At 63.4% G+C, this 22,322-nt stretch carries 24 protein-coding genes; 15 read left to right on the forward strand and 9 right to left on the reverse strand.

Annotated elements, in window-relative coordinates; genetic code table 11:
* Positions 1–47: 47 nt before the first annotated feature.
* Positions 48–1,505, reverse strand: a complete 1,458-nt coding sequence (locus tag GPX89_RS29310; protein WP_157390917.1) for an MFS transporter — start codon at positions 1,503–1,505, stop codon at positions 48–50.
* A gap of 70 nt (positions 1,506–1,575) precedes the next feature.
* On the opposite strand from GPX89_RS29310, the gene GPX89_RS45995 reads away from it, so the two are divergent.
* The 8 genes from GPX89_RS45995 (at position 1,576) to GPX89_RS29350 (ending at position 8,488) form a co-directional block, all read left to right on the forward strand.
* Positions 1,576–2,115: a MarR family winged helix-turn-helix transcriptional regulator gene (locus GPX89_RS45995; protein WP_198347645.1), complete on the forward strand. Its 540-nt coding sequence runs from the start codon at positions 1,576–1,578 to the stop codon at positions 2,113–2,115.
* A gap of 179 nt (positions 2,116–2,294) precedes the next feature.
* Positions 2,295–3,566 (forward strand): beta-ketoacyl-[acyl-carrier-protein] synthase family protein, encoded by a 1,272-nt coding sequence (locus tag GPX89_RS29320; protein ID WP_157390918.1) that lies wholly within the window; start codon positions 2,295–2,297, stop codon positions 3,564–3,566.
* Complete coding sequence (locus GPX89_RS29325; protein WP_157390919.1) at positions 3,563–4,798, forward strand: ketosynthase chain-length factor; 1,236 nt, start codon at positions 3,563–3,565, stop codon at positions 4,796–4,798. Before GPX89_RS29320 ends, GPX89_RS29325 begins: the two co-directional genes overlap by 4 nt.
* A 40-nt stretch (positions 4,799–4,838) precedes the next feature.
* Positions 4,839–5,120 carry an acyl carrier protein gene (locus GPX89_RS29330; RefSeq protein WP_157390920.1) on the forward strand — a complete coding sequence of 94 codons (282 nt, stop codon included), beginning with the start codon at positions 4,839–4,841 and terminating at the stop codon, positions 5,118–5,120.
* Positions 5,117–6,037 carry an MBL fold metallo-hydrolase gene (locus tag GPX89_RS29335; RefSeq protein ID WP_157390921.1) on the forward strand — a complete coding sequence of 307 codons (921 nt, stop codon included), beginning with the start codon at positions 5,117–5,119 and terminating at the stop codon, positions 6,035–6,037. The genes GPX89_RS29330 and GPX89_RS29335 overlap by 4 nt, the downstream gene beginning before the upstream one ends.
* 39 nt (positions 6,038–6,076) lie before the next feature.
* On the forward strand, positions 6,077–7,054 hold the full coding sequence (locus GPX89_RS29340; protein WP_157390922.1) for a fumarylacetoacetate hydrolase family protein: 978 nt from the start codon (positions 6,077–6,079) through the stop codon (positions 7,052–7,054).
* Entirely contained in the window at positions 7,051–7,497 is a 447-nt protein-coding gene (locus GPX89_RS29345; protein WP_157390923.1) for an ester cyclase, read from the forward strand. Before GPX89_RS29340 ends, GPX89_RS29345 begins: the two co-directional genes overlap by 4 nt.
* Complete coding sequence (locus tag GPX89_RS29350) at positions 7,487–8,488, forward strand: amidohydrolase family protein (protein ID WP_157390924.1); 1,002 nt, start codon at positions 7,487–7,489, stop codon at positions 8,486–8,488. The genes GPX89_RS29345 and GPX89_RS29350 overlap by 11 nt, the downstream gene beginning before the upstream one ends.
* Positions 8,489–8,552: 64 nt before the next feature.
* On the opposite strand, the gene GPX89_RS29355 is transcribed toward GPX89_RS29350, so the two are convergent.
* Positions 8,553–9,461, reverse strand: coding sequence for an alpha/beta hydrolase (locus tag GPX89_RS29355; protein WP_157390925.1), 909 nt, complete (start codon positions 9,459–9,461; stop codon positions 8,553–8,555).
* A gap of 293 nt (positions 9,462–9,754) precedes the next feature.
* On the opposite strand from GPX89_RS29355, the gene GPX89_RS29360 reads away from it, so the two are divergent.
* Genes GPX89_RS29360 through GPX89_RS29375 form a run of 4 tightly spaced genes read left to right on the forward strand, consistent with a single transcriptional unit; the run spans position 9,755 to position 13,013 of the window.
* Entirely contained in the window at positions 9,755–10,168 is a 414-nt protein-coding gene (locus tag GPX89_RS29360) for a nuclear transport factor 2 family protein (RefSeq protein WP_157390926.1), read from the forward strand.
* A gap of 14 nt (positions 10,169–10,182) precedes the next feature.
* On the forward strand, positions 10,183–11,277 hold the full coding sequence (locus GPX89_RS29365) for a Re/Si-specific NAD(P)(+) transhydrogenase subunit alpha (protein WP_328602479.1): 1,095 nt from the start codon (positions 10,183–10,185) through the stop codon (positions 11,275–11,277).
* Positions 11,277–11,594, forward strand: a complete 318-nt coding sequence (locus tag GPX89_RS29370) for an NAD(P) transhydrogenase subunit alpha (protein ID WP_157388356.1) — start codon at positions 11,277–11,279, stop codon at positions 11,592–11,594. Before GPX89_RS29365 ends, GPX89_RS29370 begins: the two co-directional genes overlap by 1 nt.
* A gap of 3 nt (positions 11,595–11,597) precedes the next feature.
* Positions 11,598–13,013: an NAD(P)(+) transhydrogenase (Re/Si-specific) subunit beta gene (locus GPX89_RS29375; protein WP_157390927.1), complete on the forward strand. Its 1,416-nt coding sequence runs from the start codon at positions 11,598–11,600 to the stop codon at positions 13,011–13,013.
* Between the two features lie 57 nt (positions 13,014–13,070).
* On the opposite strand, the gene GPX89_RS29380 is transcribed toward GPX89_RS29375, so the two are convergent.
* Positions 13,071–13,922, reverse strand: coding sequence for an AfsR/SARP family transcriptional regulator (locus tag GPX89_RS29380; RefSeq protein WP_157390928.1), 852 nt, complete (start codon positions 13,920–13,922; stop codon positions 13,071–13,073).
* 225 nt (positions 13,923–14,147) lie between these two features.
* Between GPX89_RS29380 and GPX89_RS29385 the strand changes: the two genes are divergently transcribed.
* Genes GPX89_RS29385 through GPX89_RS29395 form a run of 3 tightly spaced genes read left to right on the forward strand, consistent with a single transcriptional unit; the run spans position 14,148 to position 16,343 of the window.
* Positions 14,148–14,639 carry a helix-turn-helix domain-containing protein gene (locus GPX89_RS29385; RefSeq protein ID WP_157390929.1) on the forward strand — a complete coding sequence of 164 codons (492 nt, stop codon included), beginning with the start codon at positions 14,148–14,150 and terminating at the stop codon, positions 14,637–14,639.
* A gap of 37 nt (positions 14,640–14,676) precedes the next feature.
* A complete protein-coding gene (locus tag GPX89_RS29390) occupies positions 14,677–15,174 on the forward strand; it encodes an ImmA/IrrE family metallo-endopeptidase (RefSeq protein ID WP_157390930.1) in 498 nt (165 codons plus the stop codon).
* A gap of 50 nt (positions 15,175–15,224) precedes the next feature.
* A complete protein-coding gene (locus GPX89_RS29395; protein ID WP_157390931.1) occupies positions 15,225–16,343 on the forward strand; it encodes an MAB_1171c family putative transporter in 1,119 nt (372 codons plus the stop codon).
* On the opposite strand, the gene GPX89_RS29400 is transcribed toward GPX89_RS29395, so the two are convergent.
* The 6 genes from GPX89_RS29400 to GPX89_RS29425 all read right to left on the reverse strand — a co-directional run bounded on the left by GPX89_RS29400 (position 16,340) and on the right by GPX89_RS29425 (position 22,321).
* The gene (locus tag GPX89_RS29400; RefSeq protein WP_157390932.1) at positions 16,340–16,855 is read right to left on the reverse strand and encodes a flavin reductase family protein; all 516 of its coding nucleotides are present in this window, start codon (positions 16,853–16,855) and stop codon (positions 16,340–16,342) included. The genes GPX89_RS29395 and GPX89_RS29400 overlap by 4 nt on opposite strands.
* A gap of 42 nt (positions 16,856–16,897) precedes the next feature.
* Entirely contained in the window at positions 16,898–18,199 is a 1,302-nt protein-coding gene (locus tag GPX89_RS29405; RefSeq protein ID WP_157390933.1) for a cation:proton antiporter, read from the reverse strand.
* Between the two features lie 674 nt (positions 18,200–18,873).
* Positions 18,874–20,904 carry a recombinase family protein gene (locus GPX89_RS29410; protein ID WP_157390934.1) on the reverse strand — a complete coding sequence of 677 codons (2,031 nt, stop codon included), beginning with the start codon at positions 20,902–20,904 and terminating at the stop codon, positions 18,874–18,876.
* A 170-nt stretch (positions 20,905–21,074) separates the two neighbouring features.
* Entirely contained in the window at positions 21,075–21,293 is a 219-nt protein-coding gene (locus tag GPX89_RS29415; protein WP_157390935.1) for a hypothetical protein, read from the reverse strand.
* Positions 21,294–21,716: 423 nt separating this feature from the next.
* A complete protein-coding gene (locus tag GPX89_RS29420; protein ID WP_157390936.1) occupies positions 21,717–22,067 on the reverse strand; it encodes a type 1 periplasmic-binding domain-containing protein in 351 nt (116 codons plus the stop codon).
* Entirely contained in the window at positions 22,064–22,321 is a 258-nt protein-coding gene (locus tag GPX89_RS29425; RefSeq protein ID WP_157390937.1) for a MarR family transcriptional regulator, read from the reverse strand. The genes GPX89_RS29420 and GPX89_RS29425 overlap by 4 nt, the downstream gene beginning before the upstream one ends.
* Between the last annotated feature and the right edge of the window lies 1 nt (position 22,322).

Genomic DNA, 22,322 nt, shown 5'->3' on the forward strand with positions numbered 1-22,322 from the left:
CGATCTGTCCGGAGATCTTGTTGAGGGACCCCGTGGGGCGAGTCCGATCAGCGCCGTCGATGAGTTCCGACGGCACGGGAGACCGAGCGCCCGCCGAAGAAGGTGATGGCCAGCGCCAGTGCGAGGAGGGTGATCACTGCTCCGGCGGCCGCGTTGAGGTGCAGTCCGCGCACGGCGTCTGTGCTGGTGGTCAGGCTGCCCGCAACGGCTACACCGATCGCGCCGCCGACCTGACGGGCGGTGTTGAAGACGGCCGAACCGAGTCCGGCCTGCTCGGGCGGGACAGATTCCATGATCGCCGCGGTGCTCGCCGGAAGTGTGAACGCCGGTGCGACGCCGCCCAATACGAGAAGAGCCAGTGGGAGTGCGTAGTTGGTTCCGGGGTCCACCAGCATCCAGCCGAGCAGACTGAGGGAGCCTGCTGTGAGTCCGACGACCGCCGGTGATCGCGGCCCGATTCGGCCGACGAGCCGACCTGCGGCGGCGGCCAGGAAGATCGCCGGCAGCGCGATGGGCAGCATCGCGAATCCGGTTGTCAGGGGACTGAAGTGTTGAACTCGCTGAAAGAAGATCGGGGTGAGGAACAGGATGCCGAAGAACCCGAGGGTGAACAGTAGTCCGACCGCGGCAGCGGCGAGGAACTCGCGATCGGTCAACGACACGGACTCGTCCCGGCGCTGGTCGAGTGCAAAGGCTGTGCAGGACAGAGCCGCCAGGATGAAGCAGGTCAGCACCAGCCAGTGCCGCCATCCCAGCGATCCGGCTTCGTTCAGGCCGATCACCAGCAGCGCGACGGCGGCAGTTCCCAGCAGCTGGCTCAACCATCCGAATCCGCCGTCACCCGTCGTTCTCGCAGCGGGCACATAGCGTTTCGTCATCCAATAAGCGAGGATCACGACCGGAATGTTGATGAGGAACACCGATCGCCATCCGGCGAATGTGATGAACACCCCGCCCAGGACCGGGCCGGTGGCCGCGGCAACGCCGGCGACCATGCTCCACACCCCGAATGCGTGGGCACGAGCGGCCCGGTCGGTATAGAGGGCGCGCAGCAACGACAACGATGAGGGGATCATCGCGGCCGCTCCGACACCTTGGAGGAATCGGAATCCGACCAGTGCGATGCCGCTCGGGGCGAGGCCGCAAAGCAGTGATCCGATGCCGAATATCAGTAAGCCGCATAGGAATACGGTCCGTGCGGAGTATCTGTCGCCGAGGCTGCCGGCGGTGAGCATCAGAGCCGCGAACACCAGCGTGTAGCCGTCGACCACCCATTGCAGCACCGTCAATCCCGCGTCGAGGTCGTCGCCGATGCGAGGAATCGCGACAGTGACGACCGAGACGTCGAAGGTCACCATGAAGCAGCCGATGCACAGGGCGACGAGGGCTGCCGTCCCTGGCGAGCGCGCGGCGGCGCCGGGAGGCGGGTGGTGAATCTCGGTGGTGACCACGGTGATCGTGTCCTCGAGGGCCTTGTGGCTCTCGGTATTGGAATCGCTCCGCATGGAGCCCTCCCGATTGTGCGTCTAGTAATTAGATGACTGGTAAGAAGTTTCCGAGTGTTAGGCTAACCCGGTGAAAACCAGGGAGCAAGCCCGTGACCGGGTGGACGTGATCATCGACCAGATCGCGGCGATCACCGCGGACAGTGCGACGACGGGTCAGCGCGACGATCTCGCGGCGAAGGCACTGTGCTATCGGCTGAGGCGGCTCGCGCACTATGTCGAGACGCAATTACGCAGGGAGCTGGCGTCTTTCGGCATCGAGTTGTGGGAATTGGAGCTACTGGCGTATCTGCATCGCAGCGGTTCGCCGTACCAGGCGACCGCTGGTGCGCTTCAGGACGCGATGCAGTTGACGACCGGCGCCGTCACCAAACGGGTGACTGCCCTCGAGCGTCGTGGGTGGGTGGAGCGCAACATCGATCCCCGTGATCGACGCCAGATCCTGGTCCGCCTCACCTATGAAGGCGAGCAGCGTGCCATGGAGGTTTTCCGCACCAAAACAGAGACCGAGTCGCGACTGCTGGCCAGCTTGGAGCCGCAGACACTGCACCGCTTGAATTCCGAACTGCATCAACTGCTGTTGGAAATGGAGGGTCCGGTCGCGGACTGAGTCCCGAGCGCCACACCGAGATCGGAGGTGCGTGCCCGAGGTCACATCGGTTCGTCGTAGTCCGGCCGATCTTGGGCCCACAGGCTCTTACTCGCGAGCACCAACGCGGCGAATAGTTGTGTCCATCAGCAGATATGGCAGCCGACAGCGGCTGGGGAACTGATGATGGGAACTCTGATATGCCGCACGAGAGAAGAGTGGTGATCACCGGAATCGGTGTTGTCGCACCACGGGGTATTGGCGTCAAACAATTCTGGGAAACGATTACCAGCGGGCAGAGCGCCACACGCGCGATCACCGCTTTCGACGCAGGCGGCTTCCGGTCCCGGGTGGCCGCGGAATGCGATTTCGACGCCGCGGCCAATGGTTTGACCGTCGAGCAGACGGCGAAGTTGGGGCGGGCCGGCCAGTTCGCCTACGTGGCCGCGCGAGAAGCCCTGCAGCAATCCGGCTTGGAGGTCACCGTCGAACTCGCGCCGCGCGTGGGCGTGGCGTTGGGGAGTGCGGTGGGTTCGGTCCGTGAACTGGATCGTGAATACGGTCCGCTCTCCGACCGCGGAGCGACCTGGGACCTGCACCCCGACCGTATCCCGGACGGGCTCGCCGACTACAACTCGCCCAGCTCCCTGGTGCGCGAAATCGCCTGGCTCGCAGGAGCTGAAGGCCCGGTGGCGATGGTGTCGGCGGGCTGCACATCCGGTCTGGACGCGGTCGGCTACGGCTGCGACCTCATCCGCGACAACAGCGCCGACGTCGTGATCGCCGGAGCCACCGACGCACCGATCACGCCTATTACCGTCGCATGCTTCGACGCCATCAAGGCCACCACACCGAACAACGACGATCCCGAGCACGCGAGCCGCCCGTTCGACGCCAACCGCAACGGATTCGTATTGGGCGAGGGCTCAGCGGTTCTGGTACTCGAGAGCGCCGATCACGCGCATGCGCGCGGTGCGCATGTCATCGCCGAGATCGCCGGATTCGCGGCACGATGCAACGCGCACCATATGACTGCACTGCGCCCCGACGGCCGGGAAATGGCCGCCGCGATCCGGGAAGCGCTCGACCAAGCCGGAATCTCGCCCCAGCAGATCGATTACATCAATGCCCACGGTTCGGGCACCAAGCAGAACGATCGACACGAGACCGCCGCGTACAAGAGCGTGCTCGGCGAGAGCGCCTATCGAACCCCGGTCAGCTCGATCAAGTCGGTGATCGGACATTCGCTCGGCGCCATCGGGTCGATCGAGCTGGCGGCCTGCGCATTGGCGATCGAATACGGCCTGATCCCGCCGACAGCGAACCTGACGACCCCGGATCCGGTATGCGACCTCGATTATGTCCCTGGCCGGGCGCGCGAGGCGAACGTCGAGGTGGCTCTCAGCGTGGGCAGTGGTTTCGGCGGCTTCCAAACCGCCGCGGTCCTGGTCAAGGAAGGCGTGTTGCGATGACCCTGACCACAGCGTCGGATACCCTCCCGGTCATCACCGGGATGGGCGTCGTGGCCCCGAACGGGCTCGGTCGGCAGGCATTCTGGGAGGCGCTGCGTAGCGGCCGCAGCGGCCTGCGTCCGATCGAACGGTTCGATGCCGGGGATTACCCGGTTCGCATCGCAGGCGAGGTCACCGATTTCACTGTGGCGGAACATATCCCGAGCCGATTGATTCCCTCTACCGATCGCAGCACCCAATTCGCGCTGGCGTGCTCCGACTGGGCTCTTGCCGACGCCGGCGTGGTGCCGACGGAGATGGGGGAATTCGATGGTTCGGTGGTGACCGCCAATGCGCTGGGCGGCGTCGAGTTCATCCAGCACGAGTTGCAAAGCCTGTGGAGCAAGGGTCCTCGGCACGTCACCGCGTATATGTCCTATGCGTGGTTCTACGGGGTGAACACCGGCCAGATTTCGATCCGGCACCAATTGAAGGGCCCGAGCGGCGTGGTTGTCACCGGGCAGGCCGGTGGGCTCGACGCACTTGGCGCGGCCCGCAGAAAAGTTCGAGATGGCCGTCGATACGTCGTGACCGGTGGGGCCGATGCGCCGATCTGCCCCTATGGAATCGCCGCCGAGCTCACCACCGGACTGCTGAGCTCCGAGACCGATCCGAGTGCGGCATACCTACCGTTCGACCGACGCGCCTCCGGTCACGTGCCTGGTGAAGGCGCCGCGATGATGATCATCGAGTCGCTGTGGGCAGCTCGTGAACGCGGGGCCACACAGATATATGGCGCGATCACCGGATACGGTGCGACATTCGATCCCGCACCGGATAGCGGTCGGCCCCCGACCTTGGACAAGGCCATTCGTATCGCCTTGGGGGACGCGGGTTTGAGCGCCGCCGACATCGATGTGGTCTTCGCCGATGGAGCCGCCACGACGTCCGGTGACAGCCTCGAGGCCGACGCGATCGTGAGTGTGTTCGGCCCGCGAGGAGTTCCGGTGAGCGTGCCGAAGACGACGACGGGGCGCATGTACGGGGCCAGCGGTGCGATCGATGTGGTCACCGCGTTGCTTTCATTGCGCGCCAATGAGATTCCGCCCACCGTGGGCAGTCGCGAGCTGGTCGCGGAGCACGCGATCGACCTGGTGACCGCACTGCGTTCGACGCCGTTGACCCACGCGCTGGTGCTGGCCCGCGACAGCGGCGGCTTCAACGCGGCTGTTGTCGTCTCCCGACTGAACTGACCGGATCAGTTCCATATTTTCCATTTCCAAGGAGTTTGCAATGACTGTCTCGTTCGATCTCGAAGCCCTGCGAAACATCCTGCGTGCGTGCGCTGGTGAACCGGATGGCATCGATCTCGCATCCGACATCGGTGAGATGACCTTCGAAGACCTCGGCTACGACTCGATCGCCCTGATGGAGACCGCGGCGAGTGTCGAGCGCGAGTTCGGCATCGCCATCGCCGACGACGATCTGGTGGACATCGAGACCCCGACTGCCTTCGTCGACTGGGTTCGCGATCGACTCGATCGCACAGCGGTGGTCGCCGGGGAGAGCCGATGACACAGGCGATCAATCCCGCCGCACTGGGGCGGTTGAACCCGATTGCCGACGGCGTCCATGTCTTCAGTCAGCCCGATTGGGGTTGGGGGTTGAACAACTGCGGTGTGCTTGTCACCGACGAAGCCGTCCTCGTCATCGACACCTGCTTCACCGAGCGGCGAACGGCCCGGCTGCGGCAGGAGATCCGGCGGATTACCGACGCGCCGGTGCGGTATCTGGTGAACACCCATCATCACGGCGATCACACCTTCGGCAACTACCAGTTCCCCGACGCGACCATTATCGGGCACCGTTACTGCCGCGAGAAGGTCCTCTCCGAGAACCTCGCGGTGGTCCCGTACTTCGACACGGTCGAGTGGGGTGATATCCGGATCTCGCCGCCCACAGTCTGTTTCGACCAGCAGATGTCCATCGCGCTCGGAAACGAACAGGTTCAGTTGATCTCGGTCGCGCCCGCACACACCCTCGGTGATGTCGTGGTCTGGCTGCCGCGGCGACGCATTCTTTTCGTCGGCGACGTCGCCCTCAACGGCGCGACTCCGGTGATCACCGACGGTTCCTATGTCGGGACCGTGCGTGCACTGGAGACAGTTCGGGCCCTGGACCCGCAGGTCGTGGTTCCCGGGCATGGGCCGATCGGTGGTCCCGAGATCTTCGACGCGGTGTCGAGGTACTTCGATTTCGTGTATGACGCTGCGCAACTGGGACTTTCGAGCGGTCGGACTCCGCTCGAGGCGGCGCGGGCGGCGGACCTCGGTGAGTTCGCGGGGTGGAGCGACTCCGAGCGGCTCGTGGCCAATATCGCCCGCGTCTACTCGGAGGCGCGGGGTTACCCCGTGGGCACACCCCTCGAACGCAAGGAGATCGCGCCGATGATGGTCGAGTTCGCCGGTCATCCCCTTCACTGCTACGCCTGAGTCCGCTCCAGATTCCACTCGAGCTTTTACGGAGAATTCATGAAAATCGGACGTATCCTGCTGGAGACCGCCGATGGGCCGATGCCGCGGCTGGTCTCGGTACATCCGGAGCGAAAACTCGTCCTGGACCTGGCCGCAGCCTATCGCCGTCAACTGATGGCGGACGGTGCTTCACCACGCATGGCGGTACGAATGGCCGCTGCTCAGTTCCCCGGCAGCCTGACCGAGGCCCTCGAAACCGGTTCGGCCTTCACCGATGCCATCGCACGACTGCATGCGGGACTCGACGAGCGCGACGGGATTCCGCTCTCGGACGTGCGGTGGCTGGCACCGGTGGATCCGCCGGTGCTGCGCGACTTCAACGCCTTCAAGAACCACGAGGCGACCGCCCCGGATGTGTGGTTCGAGGTGCCGCTGTTCTTCAAGATCAATCCGAGCACCATTGTCGGCCCTGACGAATCGGTGGTGTGGCCGTTCGGGTGTGAGCATCTGGATTACGAGCTGGAGCTGGGCTTGGTGATCGGCGGCAGCCACCGCGATCTGACGCCGGAGAACGCTCGCCAGGCATTGTTCGGCGTCACGGTGTTCAACGACTTCAGTGCTCGAAATCTGTTGCGTTACGAGATGGATGGCCGACTCGGGCCGGCGAAGGGTAAGGACTTCTGCACCGCACTGGGGCCCTGGGTGGTGACCGTCGACGAGCTCGATCTCACCGACCTGCAAATGAGGGCGACCATCAATGGCGAGCAGTGGTCCGAAGGCAATAGCGGGAGCCTGGTGTGGAGCATCGAGGAGATCCTGTCCTACGCATCACGCTCCGAGCCGCTGGTGGCCGGTGAGGTGATCGGAACCGGTACCGTGGCCGGAGGCAGTGGCTGGGAGCTGGGTCGCAAGCTCGAGCCCGGAGACGTTGTGACACTGACGATTTCCGGCATCGGATCGCTCACCAATACGGTGGGGAAGCCCGAAACGGGAGGTTGGCGCCCGCAGGCGCGGGAGCGGGCGATGGCCCGATGAGCATCACCAACACCATCGAGGCCAATACGCAGATCGCGCGCCGGCTGTTCGCTGCCCTGCAAGATGTGGATCTGGCCGTGATCGACGAGTTGATCGCCGCGGATCTGGTCGACCACAGCCCAATGTTCGGCAGCCCCGCCTTTGAGCGCGAGAATCTCAAACACGCGGCGGCCAAGTTCAAGACGGCCTTCCCCGACGTCCGGATTCGAACCGCACATGTGCTGGCGGACGGAGATAAGGTCCTGGTTTACGAAGTCGTCACGGGAACGAACACCGGCCCATTCGGAGAATCGGCACCGACCGGCCGAAGTATGCAGGTGCAGGCCGCTCACGTTTTGCGTATCGCGCAGGGACAAGTTGTCGAGCACTGGTCGGTCCGTGAACTGGACAGTATGCGAGCGGCTCTGGGCATCGCGGCAGGAGGGTCGGCTGATGGCAACTGATCTCGTGCAGTACGAGGACTTGTGGCTTGATGTCCACGCTCATCTGATTCCACCATCGTTCGCCGAGGCGTGGAACGCTGCTCCAGCACCATGCCGGGACGGAATGCCGGGCCTGCCGCCATGGTCGTTGTCGGCGGCAGTGGACGCGATGGATCGGATGGGAGTGCGCGCCGCCGCGGTATCGGTCCCGTCACCGGGAGTCGCGCTGGGCAACCCGGCGCGAGCGGCCGAGTGGGCCCGTCGATTCAACACCGAATCCGCGGAGATCGTCTCGAAATCGCTTGGCAGACTCGGCCTGCTGGCCTGCTTACCGTTGTCGGACGGCGATGCCGCGATCGCCGAGATCGAGCATTGGTCGGCCGAGCCCGATGTCCATGGGTTTGTGTTGTTCACCAACTACGACGGACGTTACCTCGGTGATGCGGCGTTGCGCCCGGTGCTGGCAGAGTTGGCTCGCCGTCGAGCAGTGGTCCTTCTCCATCCGACGTCACCGCGCCACGCCGACGCGTTGTGCTCAGGTCGCCCGAGCGCACTGGTGGAGTTCGCATTCGAGACGACGCGGGCCATAGTGGATCTGGTGCTGTCGGGTGCCCTGGCGGAGAATCCGGAGCTGCGGTTGATCATTCCGCATGCCGGCGGATCGCTGAGCGTTCTGGCCGACCGGGTCGCGTTGCTGGCTCGGGCGTTCGCACCGACCGGTGCCGGTTCCACTGGCCCCGACGTCTTGGCCGCGCTGCGATCGCTGTACTACGACCTGTCCGGGCCCGTGCTCACACGCCAATTGGCTGCGCTGCTCGGTATCGCCGAACCGGAGCATCTGTTGTATGGAACCGATTTGCCGTTCATGCCGCCCGAACCTGTCGGCAGATGGCGGCGCGAGCTTGCCGACACGTCCCTGCTGACCCCGGCATCGCGCCAGGCTATGGGGTGGGACAACGCTGCGAAGCTGTTTCCCCGCCTGGCAGCCGCTGCGATCGCGAACAGCCGATAATCACCCCTCGAGAGCCAGCGCCCTTCCGATGTTCGGCACCGGGCGGGCGCTGGCGCAAAGGATTTCAACCGCGACGCGATTCTGCCGCGTTCCTCGCGGACATCAGATACATGCATTCCTCGGCGAACGCGAGGGAACGTAGATGATAAGTGCGCGCACTGTATCCGAGACTGACGTTGTGCCCGGCGCCACGTTGATGGTCGATCGCCACGAACGGCGAGTTGGGAAGATGGTCGCATAGATCGGCCAACGTCTTCGGGTCGTGCCGCCACCATGGTTCGTGCTCGGCGAAGGTGAATCGAACCGGTACGGAAATCTGTTGTGCGACTGCGGGAAAAACTCGTTCCCACGACGATATCTCGTGTATCTCCCGGAATGGGACAGGCGCGACGAGTGCGCGGGCCGACTCGAAGGTCCCGGGTGGGTAGGAGGTCAGCGGTCCCCAGTTCCTCGCTCGGAGGTGCCTCAGGTCGGTGAGAGGCTCGAGCAACTGGGCGTAGCGGTGCCCGCACCCGGAGATATCGACGCCGAGCAGATCGTCGCGCCGGTGGTGGGCGGCCGTGACCAGGGCGAGCTTTGCTCCGAAAGAGTGTGCGTGCAGGAGTATTCCGGCACCGCTGTCGAATCGTGCGGTCAGATCGTTCAATGCCGCGGCCAGGGCCGTTGCCTGGTCGATGAGGGATTGACCGTGGGGGAGACTCGATGCCGAGATCCCGTAGCCGGGTCGATCGATCGCGGCTACGACGAACCCGTGGTGCGCGCCCAGCGACAGCAGCGACACGTCAGGGTGTGCTCGGCCGTCGAAATAGCCCGCCCGCATTCCGGCACCATGGATTGCGACGATCAGGGCACGAGCCGGGCGTCGATCCGGGACGGCGATCAGGCCGGACAGGTCGACGTCGCCGGCGTCGATGGTGATCGATCGGACGTGAGGTGGCGTACGGGGGAGCGGTGGGCTGTCGAGCTCGGTCATCGGTGGCGGCACCTCTCATTGGACTTCGGAAGCCGTTGAATCCCAACCGGTTCTGTCATTCAACTGTGGACCTGCCCGGCTGAGCGGCCCTCGAGCGTCGCTGGACCGGGCAACGCGCTCATGTCAGCGCCGCTCGAGCCGAATTCGACGACCGTGCGGAACAGTCGAACAGTGTCGACCCCGGTACTTCGCCAACGATGTCGAGGTCCGGGATCGGCTCCATCGTGTGCCCAGCCGGTTTGGAAAGTCATCGGAGGTTCGTAGTGTCCCTAGTCAGCAGTGGAACCCGCACAGTGAGCAATGAGACGTATATCGGAGTCCAGCGGTTCTACGCCGAACTGGTGCGGGCCCTCGACAATGACCAGTTCGAGGAGGCAGCGGCAATGTTCACCGAGAACGGGGAGCTGTCGCACACCCCTGGCCGCCCTGCCGCACGCACGCGCCAGGGCATCGTCGACGATCTCATCGAGCACAGCAGGGCGCGCCGGAACTCCGGCGAACAGCGCAAACATTGGTTCGGCCACGTTCGCCTGAGTCGCGTCAACGACACTGTGCTCGCCGCATCGGCCTACGTCTTCGTGATTGGGACCAAGCCCGGAGAACTTCCCAGGCTCGTAGTTTCGGGCATTCTGCACGATGTCATCGTCGAACAAGGCGATGGCTTTCTCTTGAAGAGCCGGACGGTCGTGAAGGACGGCGCGCAGTGAATGGCCCACTGCGGATCACGAAGTCGGGAACCGTTCACGTCGGCGTCGTGGGCGAGAGCGGACTGGACGAACGACGTGTCGCATTGGTGCCGAAGATCATTCCCGCGCTGGTCAAGCAGGGCGTGGAGGTGGTCGTCGAGGCCGGTGCCGGTCTGGGCGCATTGATTCCCGACGAGGCGTACACCGAAGCCGGTGCGACGCTGGGTGATCCGTGGAGCGCCGACGTGGTCGTGAAGGTCGCTCCGCCGAACGACGCCGAGATCGCCAAGCTGTCCTCCGGGCAGACGCTGATCGGCTTCCTCGCGCCCCGCAACGCCGACAACAAGATCGGTGCGCTCAAGAGCGCGGGCGTGCAAGCCTTTGCCGTGGAGGCGATTCCGCGTATCTCCCGCGCCCAGGTCATGGACGCGCTGTCCTCGCAGGCGAACGTGGCGGGCTACAAGGCCGTGCTGCTGGCCGCCAGCGAATCCACCCGATTCTTCCCCATGTTGACCACCGCCGCGGGCACCGTGAAACCCGCCACCGTGCTCGTCCTCGGTGTCGGCGTGGCCGGTCTGCAGGCCCTGGCCACCGCCAAGCGTCTGGGCGGCCGCACCACCGGGTACGACGTCCGCCCCGAGGTCGCCGACCAGGTCCGTTCCGTCGGTGCGCAGTGGCTCGACCTCGGCATCGACGCCGCCGGTGAGGGTGGCTACGCCCGCGAACTCACCGACGAGGAAAAGGCCGCGCAGCAGCAAGCTCTGGAGAATGCCATCAAGGGCTTCGACGTGGTCGTCACGACCGCGCTCGTCCCGGGTCGCCCGGCCCCGCGCCTGGTGACCGCCGCCGCCGTGGAGGGCATGAAGCCCGGCAGCGTGATCGTGGACCTCGCCGGAGAGACCGGCGGCAACTGCGAATTGACCGAACCCGGTAAAACCGTTGTGCGCCATGGCGTCACCATCGCCTCGCCGCTGAACCTCCCCGCCACCATGCCGGAGCATGCCAGCGAGCTGTACTCCAAGAACATCGCCGCACTGCTCGAACTCATGCTGAAAGACGGTGCCCTGGCACCCGATTTCGAGGATCAGGTGCTGGCGGATTCCTGCGTGACACGTGAGGTGGAAGCCTGATGTACACCCAACTGCTGGCGAATATCGCGATCCTGGTGCTGTCCGGGTTCGTGGGCTTCGCCGTGATCTCCAAGGTGCCCAACACCTTGCACACCCCACTCATGTCCGGTACCAACGCCATTCACGGCATCGTGGTGCTCGGCGCGCTGGTGGTGTTCGGCAAAGTGCAGCATCCCTCGGTGCTGATGCAGATCATCCTGTTCGTCGCCGTCGTGTTCGGAACCCTGAACGTCATCGGTGGTTTCGTGGTCACCGACCGCATGCTGGGCATGTTCAAGGCGAAGAAGCCTGCTGCGCAAGAGAAGGCGGGCAAGTAACCCATGGACAATCTGGTCAATATTCTCTACATCGTCGCGTTCGCGCTGTTCATCTACGGTCTGATGGGCCTGACCGGCCCCAAGACCGCGGTGCGCGGCAACCTGATCGCGGCCGTCGGCATGGTGATCGCGGTCGTCGCGACACTGATCTCCATTCGCGACACCAACAACTGGATCATCATCGTCGCCGGTCTCGTGGTCGGTGTGCTGCTGGGTGTTCCGCCCGCGCGCTTCACCAAGATGACCGCCATGCCGCAGCTGGTCGCCGCGTTCAACGGCGTCGGCGGTGGCACCGTGGCCCTGATCGCCTGGGCGGAATTCATCGACACCAAGGGCTTTTCCAAGGTGCACGAGCAGCCCTCGGTGCACATCGTGATCGGCTCGCTGTTCGCGGCCATCATCGGCTCGGTGTCGTTCTGGGGCTCGATCATCGCCTTCGCCAAGCTGCAGGAGCTGCTGTCGGGCAAGCCGATCAGCGTCGGCCGCTTGCAGCAGCCGTTGAACCTGCTGCTGCTCGCCGGAGCGATCGCCGCGGCCGTGGTCATCGGCATCGGCGCGACCAATGACGGTGTGCCGCAGTACTGGATGATCGCGCTGCTGGTGCTCGCGGGCATTCTCGGCCTGATGGTCGTGCTGCCCATCGGCGGCGCGGACATGCCGGTCGTCATCTCGCTGCTCAACGCCCTCACCGGTCTGTCCGCGGCCGCCGCGGGTCTGGCGCTGGACAACACCGCCATGATCGTGGCGGGCATGATCGTCGGCGCGTCCGGCACCATCCTGACCAACCTCATGGCCAAGGCCATGAACCGGTCCATCCCGGCCATCGTCGCGGGCGGATTCGGCGGCGGCGCAGCCGCTCCCGGCGCTTCCGGTTCCGGCGAGCAGAAGCAGGCCAAGGCCACCTCGGCCGCGGACGCCGCGATCCAGATGGCGTATGCCAACCAGGTCATCGTGGTCCCGGGTTACGGCATGGCCGTCGCCCAGGCCCAGCACGCGGTCAAGGAGATGGCGGCGCTGCTCGAGGCCAAGGGCGTCGAGGTCAAGTACGCGATTCACCCGGTCGCCGGTCGTATGCCGGGTCACATGAACGTGCTGCTGGCCGAGGCCGAGGTGTCGTATGACGCCATGAAGGAAATGGACGACATCAACGGCGAATTCGCCCGCACCGATGTCGCCCTGGTGATCGGCGCGAACGATGTCACCAACCCGGCCGCCCGCGAGGACGCCTCGTCCCCGATCTACGGCATGCCGGTGCTGAACGTCGACCAGGCCAAGAGCGTCATCGTGCTGAAGCGGTCGATGAACTCCGGCTTCGCCGGTATCGACAACCCGCTGTTCTACGCCGACCACACCGCCATGCTGTTCGGCGACGCCAAGAAGTCCGTCGGTGCGGTCACCGAGGAACTGAAGGCGCTGTAGATCGGGTTCAACCCGACAGGGCGGCGGGCGCGATACGTCGTCCCGCCGCCCAGCAGGTCACGAGGCAAACGGGAACTCGGACAGGGGAGTTCGTGCCGCTTGGTCGGGCAGTTCCAGGACGCTGTCGGCATTGATGATGGCTTGCTGCAGTACACGCAGATGGCGTGATGGTTCCAGACCGAGTTCGGCGTTCATCGATCGCCGGATTCTGTGGAAGACCTCGAGCGCCCCGGACCGGTTCCCCGACCGGTGCAAGGCGATCATGTACTGGGCGTGCAGGTCTTCGTGGAATTGGTGACGGGCGACCAGTGACGCCAGTTCACCGAGGACGGCCCGATGGCGCCCCAGTCGCATCTCCGCCGCAATCCGCCGTTCGGTCACACACAGCAGTGTCTGCTCCAACCCAGCGACCTCTGCGCGCAGCATGGGTCCCTGTTCGATATCGATCAGCGCCGATCCCGACCACAGCATTTCGGCGGAGCGATAGAGATCGGCAGCCTCCGCGGTCTGTCCGCGCCGGTCCGCCATTTCGGCCTGTTCTGCAAGGCCACGGAATTCATGTACATCCACCCAGCTGCGGTCGGGGGTGAGCGCATATCCGCCACTCACCGTTCGTAGCAATGTCGCCGCAACTGCGGTCGGGCCTTCGCCGATCGCGTCGCCGAGCAGTCGGCGAATTCGGAGTATGTACGTTTGCAGAGTGGATGCCGCACTGCGAGGGGGGTCCTCTTCCCAAATTTCGTTGATCAGTCTTTCGGTCGACAGCTGTCGACCGGCGTTGATCGCAAGCAATGCCAGCAGGGTTCGAGGTTTTGCGGCGCTGAGCGTGGCTCGATTATCATTGACGCTGATATGCAGCGGTCCGAGCATTCTTGCTTCGATGCCGACGTTTGTAACGATCGACTGCATTGTTCCCCCGGGGAGATCTCGATATTTGTTTGTGTGTCTCTGGGGCCGGGCTCGGCTGCTCCAGATTCGCCAATAATCTCAACTGCCAGTTGACATCCTCGGCAACCAGGGGTTGATGCTTATCAGAGTTCATCAACTGACAGTTGACGGGCAACGTGAGGTGAATCACGGTCATCCGGCTCCGTTCCGTTTGCCGACCGGTCGGAATGATGTTCTACTGACCAGATGGACGACGGCAACCTGCAAGGCGTGGACAGTCTTGCGCACCGCTTGAATGCCTTGTTCGCGTCAACTGCCAGTTCACGTGGTCGAGGGCTCAGCAATAACGAGGTTGCTGCCGTGATTAAAACGGCGAACCCCGAAATCCGTGTCAGTGGCGCTTATCTTTCGGCGCTGCGCTCCGGTAGACGGGCCCGCCCGTCAATGGAGTTGCTGATGGCCCTCGCCGAGTACTTCGATGTGTCGATACTTGATATAGCTGGGTCGCCCGGGAGCGGTTCGAAGGCCCAGGGCGCGAGCGATGAGGTTTCCGAATTGGCCGCTCGCTTGAATGAACTCGGTGTTCGTCGTATCGCTTTGCGCGCTGTCGGTCTCAATGAAGACAGCGTATCGACGGTAACCGCTGTATTGGATCATGTTCGCAAGCTTCAGGGGTTGCCCGCGGTAGGTGATTATGAGGATACCGAGACTAACGGCGTCGCGTCGCCGCCGCAGTGAACGCCGCCGACTGCGCGATGTGGAGGCTGCTTGTAGGGTGCGGTTGGATGAGTACGGGATCCGTATCGGTGACAGCCTGACCGATGTACAGGCAAAGATAGCGACCGCGGTATCGCGGGAAATTCAGCTGATTCCCTTTCCGCTCGGTAGTGGCACCGTCCATGGACTTCTGCTATCCACCGATCTGGTGGACTATGTCGTGTTCGAGGAGAACACCACTGAGCTGCATCGGGCACACATCATCCTGCACGAGTTCGCTCACATCATTTTCGGGCACTACCAGACGTCAGATTCGCGGTCTCTGACCGACGAGATCGCATCACTGCTGCCGGAACTAGGCGCGGGGCGAGCAGCCTTGCTCGGCCGTGACGTGTATGACAGTCCCCAGGAAATCGAGGCCGAACTGATGGCGACCATCCTCGGCGACATCCTGAACAATGCAGCGACGCAGGAATATTCGCTACAGCCAGCTGTGGCCGACGACGAGAGGGTCAACAGAATCTTGCAGACCTTCGGCATCCATGAACGCTTCTGATGTTCTCGTTCACAACCCTGACCGCGGAGTGGTCGACACCCTTGTACCTGGTGGGCACATTGTTCTGTTGGTCGGCGGCGGTCGTGCATCTCTACCGGTTCATCGCCGGGGGCCGGGGGCTGGCGTCGGCAAGCCTGCTGGCGGCGTTCGTGTTCAAGGCGATCACCTTCAGCCTCGCGGTGCCGGAGTGCTACGCATTCGTTGACCGATTGCTGCGAACTCCCAATATCTCTCGACTGATCCTGTGTAGCTGTGCTGGAGCAGCATGGGCCGGCGCCACACTGATTGCCCTGTCGCACTGGAGCCGGACCCCATCTCGGTCGATACGTGGTTACGGAATCTGGGCCGCCGTGATGATCGCAGCCCAGACCGTGTTGTGGCTGCTGTGCTCACCGCAGGAACTCGACACCGGCTTCCCGATACCCGACGCCCGGCATCTCACGGAGACTGCGTTTCTCACGCTGCACGATCTCGTGTTGGCCTTTGGGTTGATTCAGGTGATCCAGCGCTGTCGCGAGGTCTTCGCGCTGCCCGTGCAGCCCTGGCTGCGGACCGGTCTCCGCCTGACGATCGTCGGATCGTGGATCTATCTGGTGTTCTGCACGCTGAGGTTGGCGTCGATCGTCTTGATCCATACCTCTGTCGATGTACGTCCCCTGCAATTGTTCACGCCCCTGGTGACCACCACAGCCGCAGTGTTGATGACTGTCGGCTTGACCTTGCCGGCCTGGCGTACAACAACTTCTGAGCTGCGAATGTATGTGAGGCATTACCGGCGGTATCGCGCGATGCGCACGCTGTGGACCGACCTGCGAGCATTCGACGACATGATCATGTTGACGCCCAGCGGTGTCACGTTCGGCTCGATAGGGTTCCGCACCTATCGGCGCGCGGTCGAGATCCACGACGGGATACTCAAGGTCGCACCGCAGGCATTGAAAGCGCATGCACGGCAAGACAAATCCTTTGCCGAAGGCATCAGGCGAACGGCGGTGGTGGTCCATGCGAGGCTTCATGGCGACAGCACCCGAGCGGCCGTGCACGACCAGGCAACGCCTTCGTTCGAATCCGATCGCGGGGAACCGATTCACGTCGAGTTGGACTGGCTGGCCGAAGTCGGGCGAGAGTATTCGAAGATCCGCGACGCGGCGCTCAGCCGATCGGTCTAGGCGTTCTCCGGAATATCGCTGAATTGGGCTCTCCAGTAGACGAGTGGACGCTGTGTGGAAAGGGCTCTGCCGTTGACGAGGCGTCCGACCACCATCTGGTGGTCGCCCATCGGCAGAGCATCCACGACGGCGCATTCGGCCCAGGCGACTGTGTCCTCGAACAGGGGTGCGTCCGTCCGTGGTCCCGGATACCAGTTCGTGCCGGCGAAGCGCTCTGGCACGGGCGATGCGAAGGTCCGCGCGATGTCGGCCGTCCCGGCGGCAAGAATGTTCACTGCGAACGAGCCGCTGTGTTGTATCGCCGCGAGTGTCGAGCTTCGTTCGTGGAGACAGGCCAGCAGCAGCGGCGGCGTTGCCGATAAACTGCACACCGCTGAGCAAGTGAGTCCTCTCGGTTCGCCGCTTCGATCCCGTGTCGTCACGATGGTCACGCCCGCAGCCAGCGAGCCCATTGTCTTCTTGAAGGTGACCTGGTCCACTTCGGTCCACTGCTGGTCGATCGGCGTTGTCATGTGAGTTCCCTTCGGGTCAATTGCGACGGGTTCGTTTCGCGGCTAATTGGCAATGTCGACTTCGGCGGCGCGGCGTGACTCCTCCGCAGTTCTCGACTCCGAGTTCGATAGGTCCGGCTCGAGTGTGTGTGGATTATCGTCAGGATCGTGCCGTCGCGTGATCATGGTCAGTAGCGGTCCGGTCATGGCGGTCGTGAACAACGCCGCGATCACGAGCAGAGAGTAGATTCGAGTATCGATCAAACCCAGGGACAGTCCGACCACAAGAATGATCAATTCGGTCAATCCACGGGTGTTCATCAGGCTCGCAAGAATTCCAGCATCTCTTCGCCGGATGCCGGATACTCGCGCAGAAGCGTACGTGCCGCCAATCTTGCCGAATACTGCCGCGGTGACCACCAGCACCAGATCGAGTAGGTCGGTTCGACTCAGAGCGTTGATATCCACCGCAAGCCCGGCGACCACGAAGAATGCTGGTAGAAACAGAAGACTGACCACGTTCAACCGCTCCATGAGGAATTCTCGATGTGTGCGAGGGAAAGCTGCGCCGAAGAGGAACGCACCGAATATGAGATGAAGGCCGATCCATTCGGTCCCGGCACCACAAAGCAATGCACCGATGACCGCGATCGGCACGAAGACGCTCGGTGCCTTCCGTCGCTCCAGGATGTTCAGCATCTTGCGGGCGGACCAGATCACGCCCAGGGCAGGCACCAGAAGCAGCAGTCGAGCCTGACTTGCCGAGTGCGAGTTGGATAGCCCTGCCAACAAGGCCAGCGCCGACCAGGCCAGGAGGTCGTTGATCGCGGCCGCCGCCAGACTGAACTGGCCGACCCAGCTGCGAATCATGTCGCGGTCGCTCAGGATTCGTGCGAGTACCGGAAACGCGGTCACGGCGAGCGCGGCGCCGATGAAGAACACGAAGCCGACGGGATGTTCCCCGTGATGGCCGAACAGTACGGTCGCCGCGAGCAGCGCACCCAACGCGAACGGCAATAGATAGGCTCCAATCGATACGGCCAGGATCATCCGCCGCCGGTGGGCGAATATACGGCCGTCCACTTCCATGCCGATCTGAAACATGAAGACTGCAACACCTACATTGGCGAAGGCCATCAGGTACTGTCGTACATCGTGTGGGAACAATAGGGTCGACGCGTGTGCTCCGATTACAATGGGGCCGCAGAAGATCCCCGCCGCAACTTCTCCGACGACCGAGGGTTGGCGCAGTAATGTTGCAATCCAGCCGAAGAGGCGCGCTGTCACTGTTATTACAGCGAGGTCGGTTAAAAGCATCACGAGTTGACTACTGGACAATGAAGGCACCTCCCGTTCGTATTTCACGCTATTTGACCATCGCTGCGTGCGATAGGGCGCGTGGGCCCAACCTGATGGTTCAGTTGATGTGTCAATATTTGAGTGGGGTATGGAACAGGCCGCGGACAACACATGCCCGGCTTGGTGAGGGGCGTATAGGGCGCTTCATGGCTGGGCAGTCGGGCCTCATCGGAAAACGTTTGCGGCCCAATGATGTCTGTCGACTCGCTTGGATGCCTTATCGAGAAAAGTCTCCGTACGGGCTCCGCTGCTCACGGCTTTGAGCAGAGCAGTGTTTCGGAGGTTGGCCTATCGTCGGGCATTACTGTGCTGGAGTGCCTCAAGAATCGTGTGGCGTGTGGCGTGTCAGTTTGAGGCCGGCGGCGGATACATGTTCGTGAAAGGCGCGAATGGCCGTCGACACCTCGGCGAGTTTGTCCGGCTGAATCACGCTTCGCAAAGCCACATGGATGTAGGAGTTTTCGGGAATTCCCATGATCGGGGGGCGTGCGTTATGAGGGACACGCTTCGGGATCCGAACCTCATATGGGCCGGACCCGAGGTTTCCCGGGCAGTGGGTCAGATGCTGAAGTTGACCGAAAGGATTCGCGGTGTCTACGAGTATGTTGCGCAGGATCAAACGGGATTTCTCCCGTGAGGAATCTGATCGGGACGCCGCCTCCGATTCGCCGGGTGTGGGATCACCGCGGGCGTCCGTGACTGTCTCGGCGACGGATGCCGCGACGCTCCAACGCTGCGCGGACGGTGGTGGCCTTGACGCCGAGCCGGTCGGCGATCTTGGCGAGTGATTGTCCGTCCTGGTAGCTGACGACGGCCTGATCGATCTCCTCGCTCGACAGTCGGCGCTGCTGGCGTATGGCCGCGCCTCCGGTGCGGAGGATCTCGAGAATACTTCCCTTGGCGAGCTGGTGGTCGAAGGCGAGCTGGTTTGCTGAAGCTCCACCCTCGTAGGCGGCGACGATCTGTTCGCGGTCCGCGGCGGTCAGACGGCGAGCCAGTGCGTGTGCTTTCGGTCCTTTGGCGCTCGGTTCGCGTTTCTGCTGTTCAGAGACTTGCTCACGGAGCTTTTCGAGGGTGGAAGTTAGGGTGCCCTGGTTCGAGTAAGCTCGCATAAGGTCCACCAATCGTGTCATTGCACGAACCGACTCCATTGGGGCTGGTACCGCGGAAGCGGTACCAGCCCTAATGTCGTTTCCGGGTTGGGGGATGCGGAAGGTGGGGACGAGGCGGTCAGGGCCGGTGACGGCGACGTGGGCGACGAGGGTCTCGATGAGCGCTTTGGCTTGGGTACGAGTGCCGGTGCCGATGATTTCGGCGATGTGGTCAGCGATGCCGTCGAGCGTGGCGGTCTTGGGGACGACGGGCTCGTTGTCGAGCGTGATCGCGAGTTCGTCGCGGCGGGTGGTGAGCTGGGTTGTCTTGGTGCGCAATTCGCTGACTCGTAGGGCGAGGAGTTCGGGGTCGAGGATGCCGTTTTCGAAGGCGTTCAGGTAGCGGTCGATCGCTTGGTGGGCTTTGGCGAGTTCGGCGGTGACGGCGTCCAGTTCGACGCGGGTGTCGCTACTGGAATCGTGGTGGCGTCGCTGCTGGGCGGTGATGGCTTGGCTGATCAGGTCGTGATGGGTGCGGTAGAACTTGCCGAGGGCTTCCAGTACGGCAGTGTCGACTGAGTCGGCGTCGAGTCGGGCGAAGTCGCACTTGTCGGCGTCATAGCGGGCGCGGTTGAAGCAGGTGTAGTAGCGGTAAGTGCGAGACCGCCCGGTGGCGCGAGTACCGATCATGACGCGCCCGCACCGCGGGCAGCGCAAGCGGCCGGTCAGCAGGTAGTCCGAGGAGTTGGCGGCGCGGTGGGCGTGAGATTCCCCGCGTGCCTCGAGGACCGATTGGGCGTGGTCGAAGGTGGCGGCGTCGATGAGGGCGGGATGGGTGTCGGTGACGGTGGTGCCGCGGAAGGTCAACTCGCCGAGATAGATCCGGCTGTTGAGAATGCGCAGCACGTGATGCCCGGACCATTCGCGGCCGGTGCTGGCGCGATGTCCGCGCGCATTCAACTCCGCGGCGACGGCACGGGCACCGAGACGACGGCAGGTGTAGAGGTCGAAGATCGTGCGCACGACGACGGCTTCGGCTTCATCCGCGAGGAGGGTTTGGGTGGGTTTGTCGACTCGGTAGCCGTAGGGCCGTTTGCCGCCTTTCCATTTGCCTTTGGCGGCTTTGCGTTCCATGCCTGCGATGACGCGGTCGATGATGGTGTCGCGTTCGAATTGGGCGAACATGCCCAGCATCTGCACCAGCATGCGGCCCATGGGGGTGGAGGTGTCGAATGGTTCGGTGGCGGAGCGGAACACGACTTTGGCTCGGTCGAGTTCGTCGAGCAGGGTGACCAGGTCGCGCAGGTTGCGGGAGAACCGGTCGACTCGGTAGACCACGAGCACGTCGATGACTCCGGCACGTGCGGCTTGTAGGGCACGTTGCAGGCCGGGCCGTTCGGTGCTGGCACCGGAGGCGTCGTCGGTGAAGCTGACAGTGTGTCGCCAGCCGTGTTGGGAATCGATGTAGGAGTCCAGGCGGGCGTTCTGGGCTTCGATGGAGTAGGGCTGGTTGTCTTCCGTGGTGGAGCGGCGGGTGTAGGTGCCTACCCGCACGTCCTGTTCCCATGCGGCAATGTCGGTAGAGATACGCGGAGTTGAGGATTTCTTGCTGCCTGCCATGCTGCGGGTCCTTCCGATCGAGACACGCTTCTCGCCATCTTGGATGTCCGAAACATCCTGCGACGGTCCGGAATTCGGGTTCGGGATTTGGTCCGGTATATCGCCGGGTCTATTGTCCCTCGATCGATTTTCGAATGTATTGGTGTGGCGGGTATTTCGGTCGGGGTGTTTCATGCGGCGTTCCGTTCGCCGCTGTCGGTGTGGTGGCGGTGGGTCCATGCGGTGATGAGGTCAGCGAGAAGGGTGACGGCGTGGTCGTGATGGGTGGTGGTGAGCGGTTCGGTGTCGATTCGTTCGATGTGCCAGGTCTGGTGGACACGGTCGCGGGCGCGCAGCTTGGCAGGTTCGGTACCGGTCAGGGTGCGTTTTCCGGGTTCGGGGCGTTCCATCGAGGCTCCTGTGGGATGTTCGGCGTTTGGAGTGGCGTCACCCTGTACTGGCAGCGGAACCCGCGTTTATCCGCGTCTGGGACCGAAATTGATGCAATTCCGTGTTCCGCGGTCAAAGTTCGGCATCATTCACGAGATCCGTTGGGTCCGGCATTTGGGTTTGGCGCGCCTGTTAACTGCCGAGAAGGGCCCCGATTTCGACGTTTCAGTGCGAAACGGTTCGATAACGATCGGTGTCGCCACACGCAAGCACCCCAGGGACGATTGTCTTGTCCCTGGGGTGTTTTGAATATGGATGGGGCGGTGGGTGGCGCTATCTGCGGTTGATCAGGCCGGTTTGGTCTTGTCCATCGTCGTCGGCGTTGACAGGCACGTTCCATAGGTCGTGGCTGCTGCCGTTCGGGCCTGGTTCGAGGGCCTTCATCAGTTCACCCCCTCCCCGATCGTGATGGTTTTTGGTCGGTCGCTGAGGTTGTCGTTTGTGTACCTGATGCCGGTGTCCGCGCAGATCACGTCGGCGATCTTGACCAGGGCCGGTAGATCGTCGGGCTCGAAATGGTCGACGCTCGGGGCGATCACCTCGTTCACGCATTCGGCGTAGGCGAGATTCATCAGGCGATTGATCACCGCGCCTGGGCGGTTCGGGACGCCGAAGTAGACCAGGACCATCGACCATCCGCGCTCCTCAGCGAGTGTGTGGATCCGTGCCTCGTCCTGCTGCCACCGCTCGTCCGATACATCGGGGCGGAGGAATCCGATCACGTAGTTGGTCATGGTCGTGTCCCGGCGTAGTCGCGGTATACGGGGCGGGTGATCGCGAGTCGGCCTCGCGCGGTGCATCGCCAACGGGCGGGTCCTTGCAGGGTGCCCATCGCCAACCCGGTGCGCGACAGACGCAGCAGTGCCCGGTGGATCGAGGTCTCGGGAAGCCCGGTGGCGCGGCAGAGTTGCCGCACGGTCAGCGCTTGGGGCGGCTCCAGGTTCGACAGTGCACCAAGCACTTTCGCTTCCGCTTCGGTGAAGGCCATC

This window comes from Nocardia terrae (genome assembly GCF_009760405.1).
GTDB classification, from domain to species: domain Bacteria; phylum Actinomycetota; class Actinomycetes; order Mycobacteriales; family Mycobacteriaceae; genus Nocardia; species Nocardia terrae.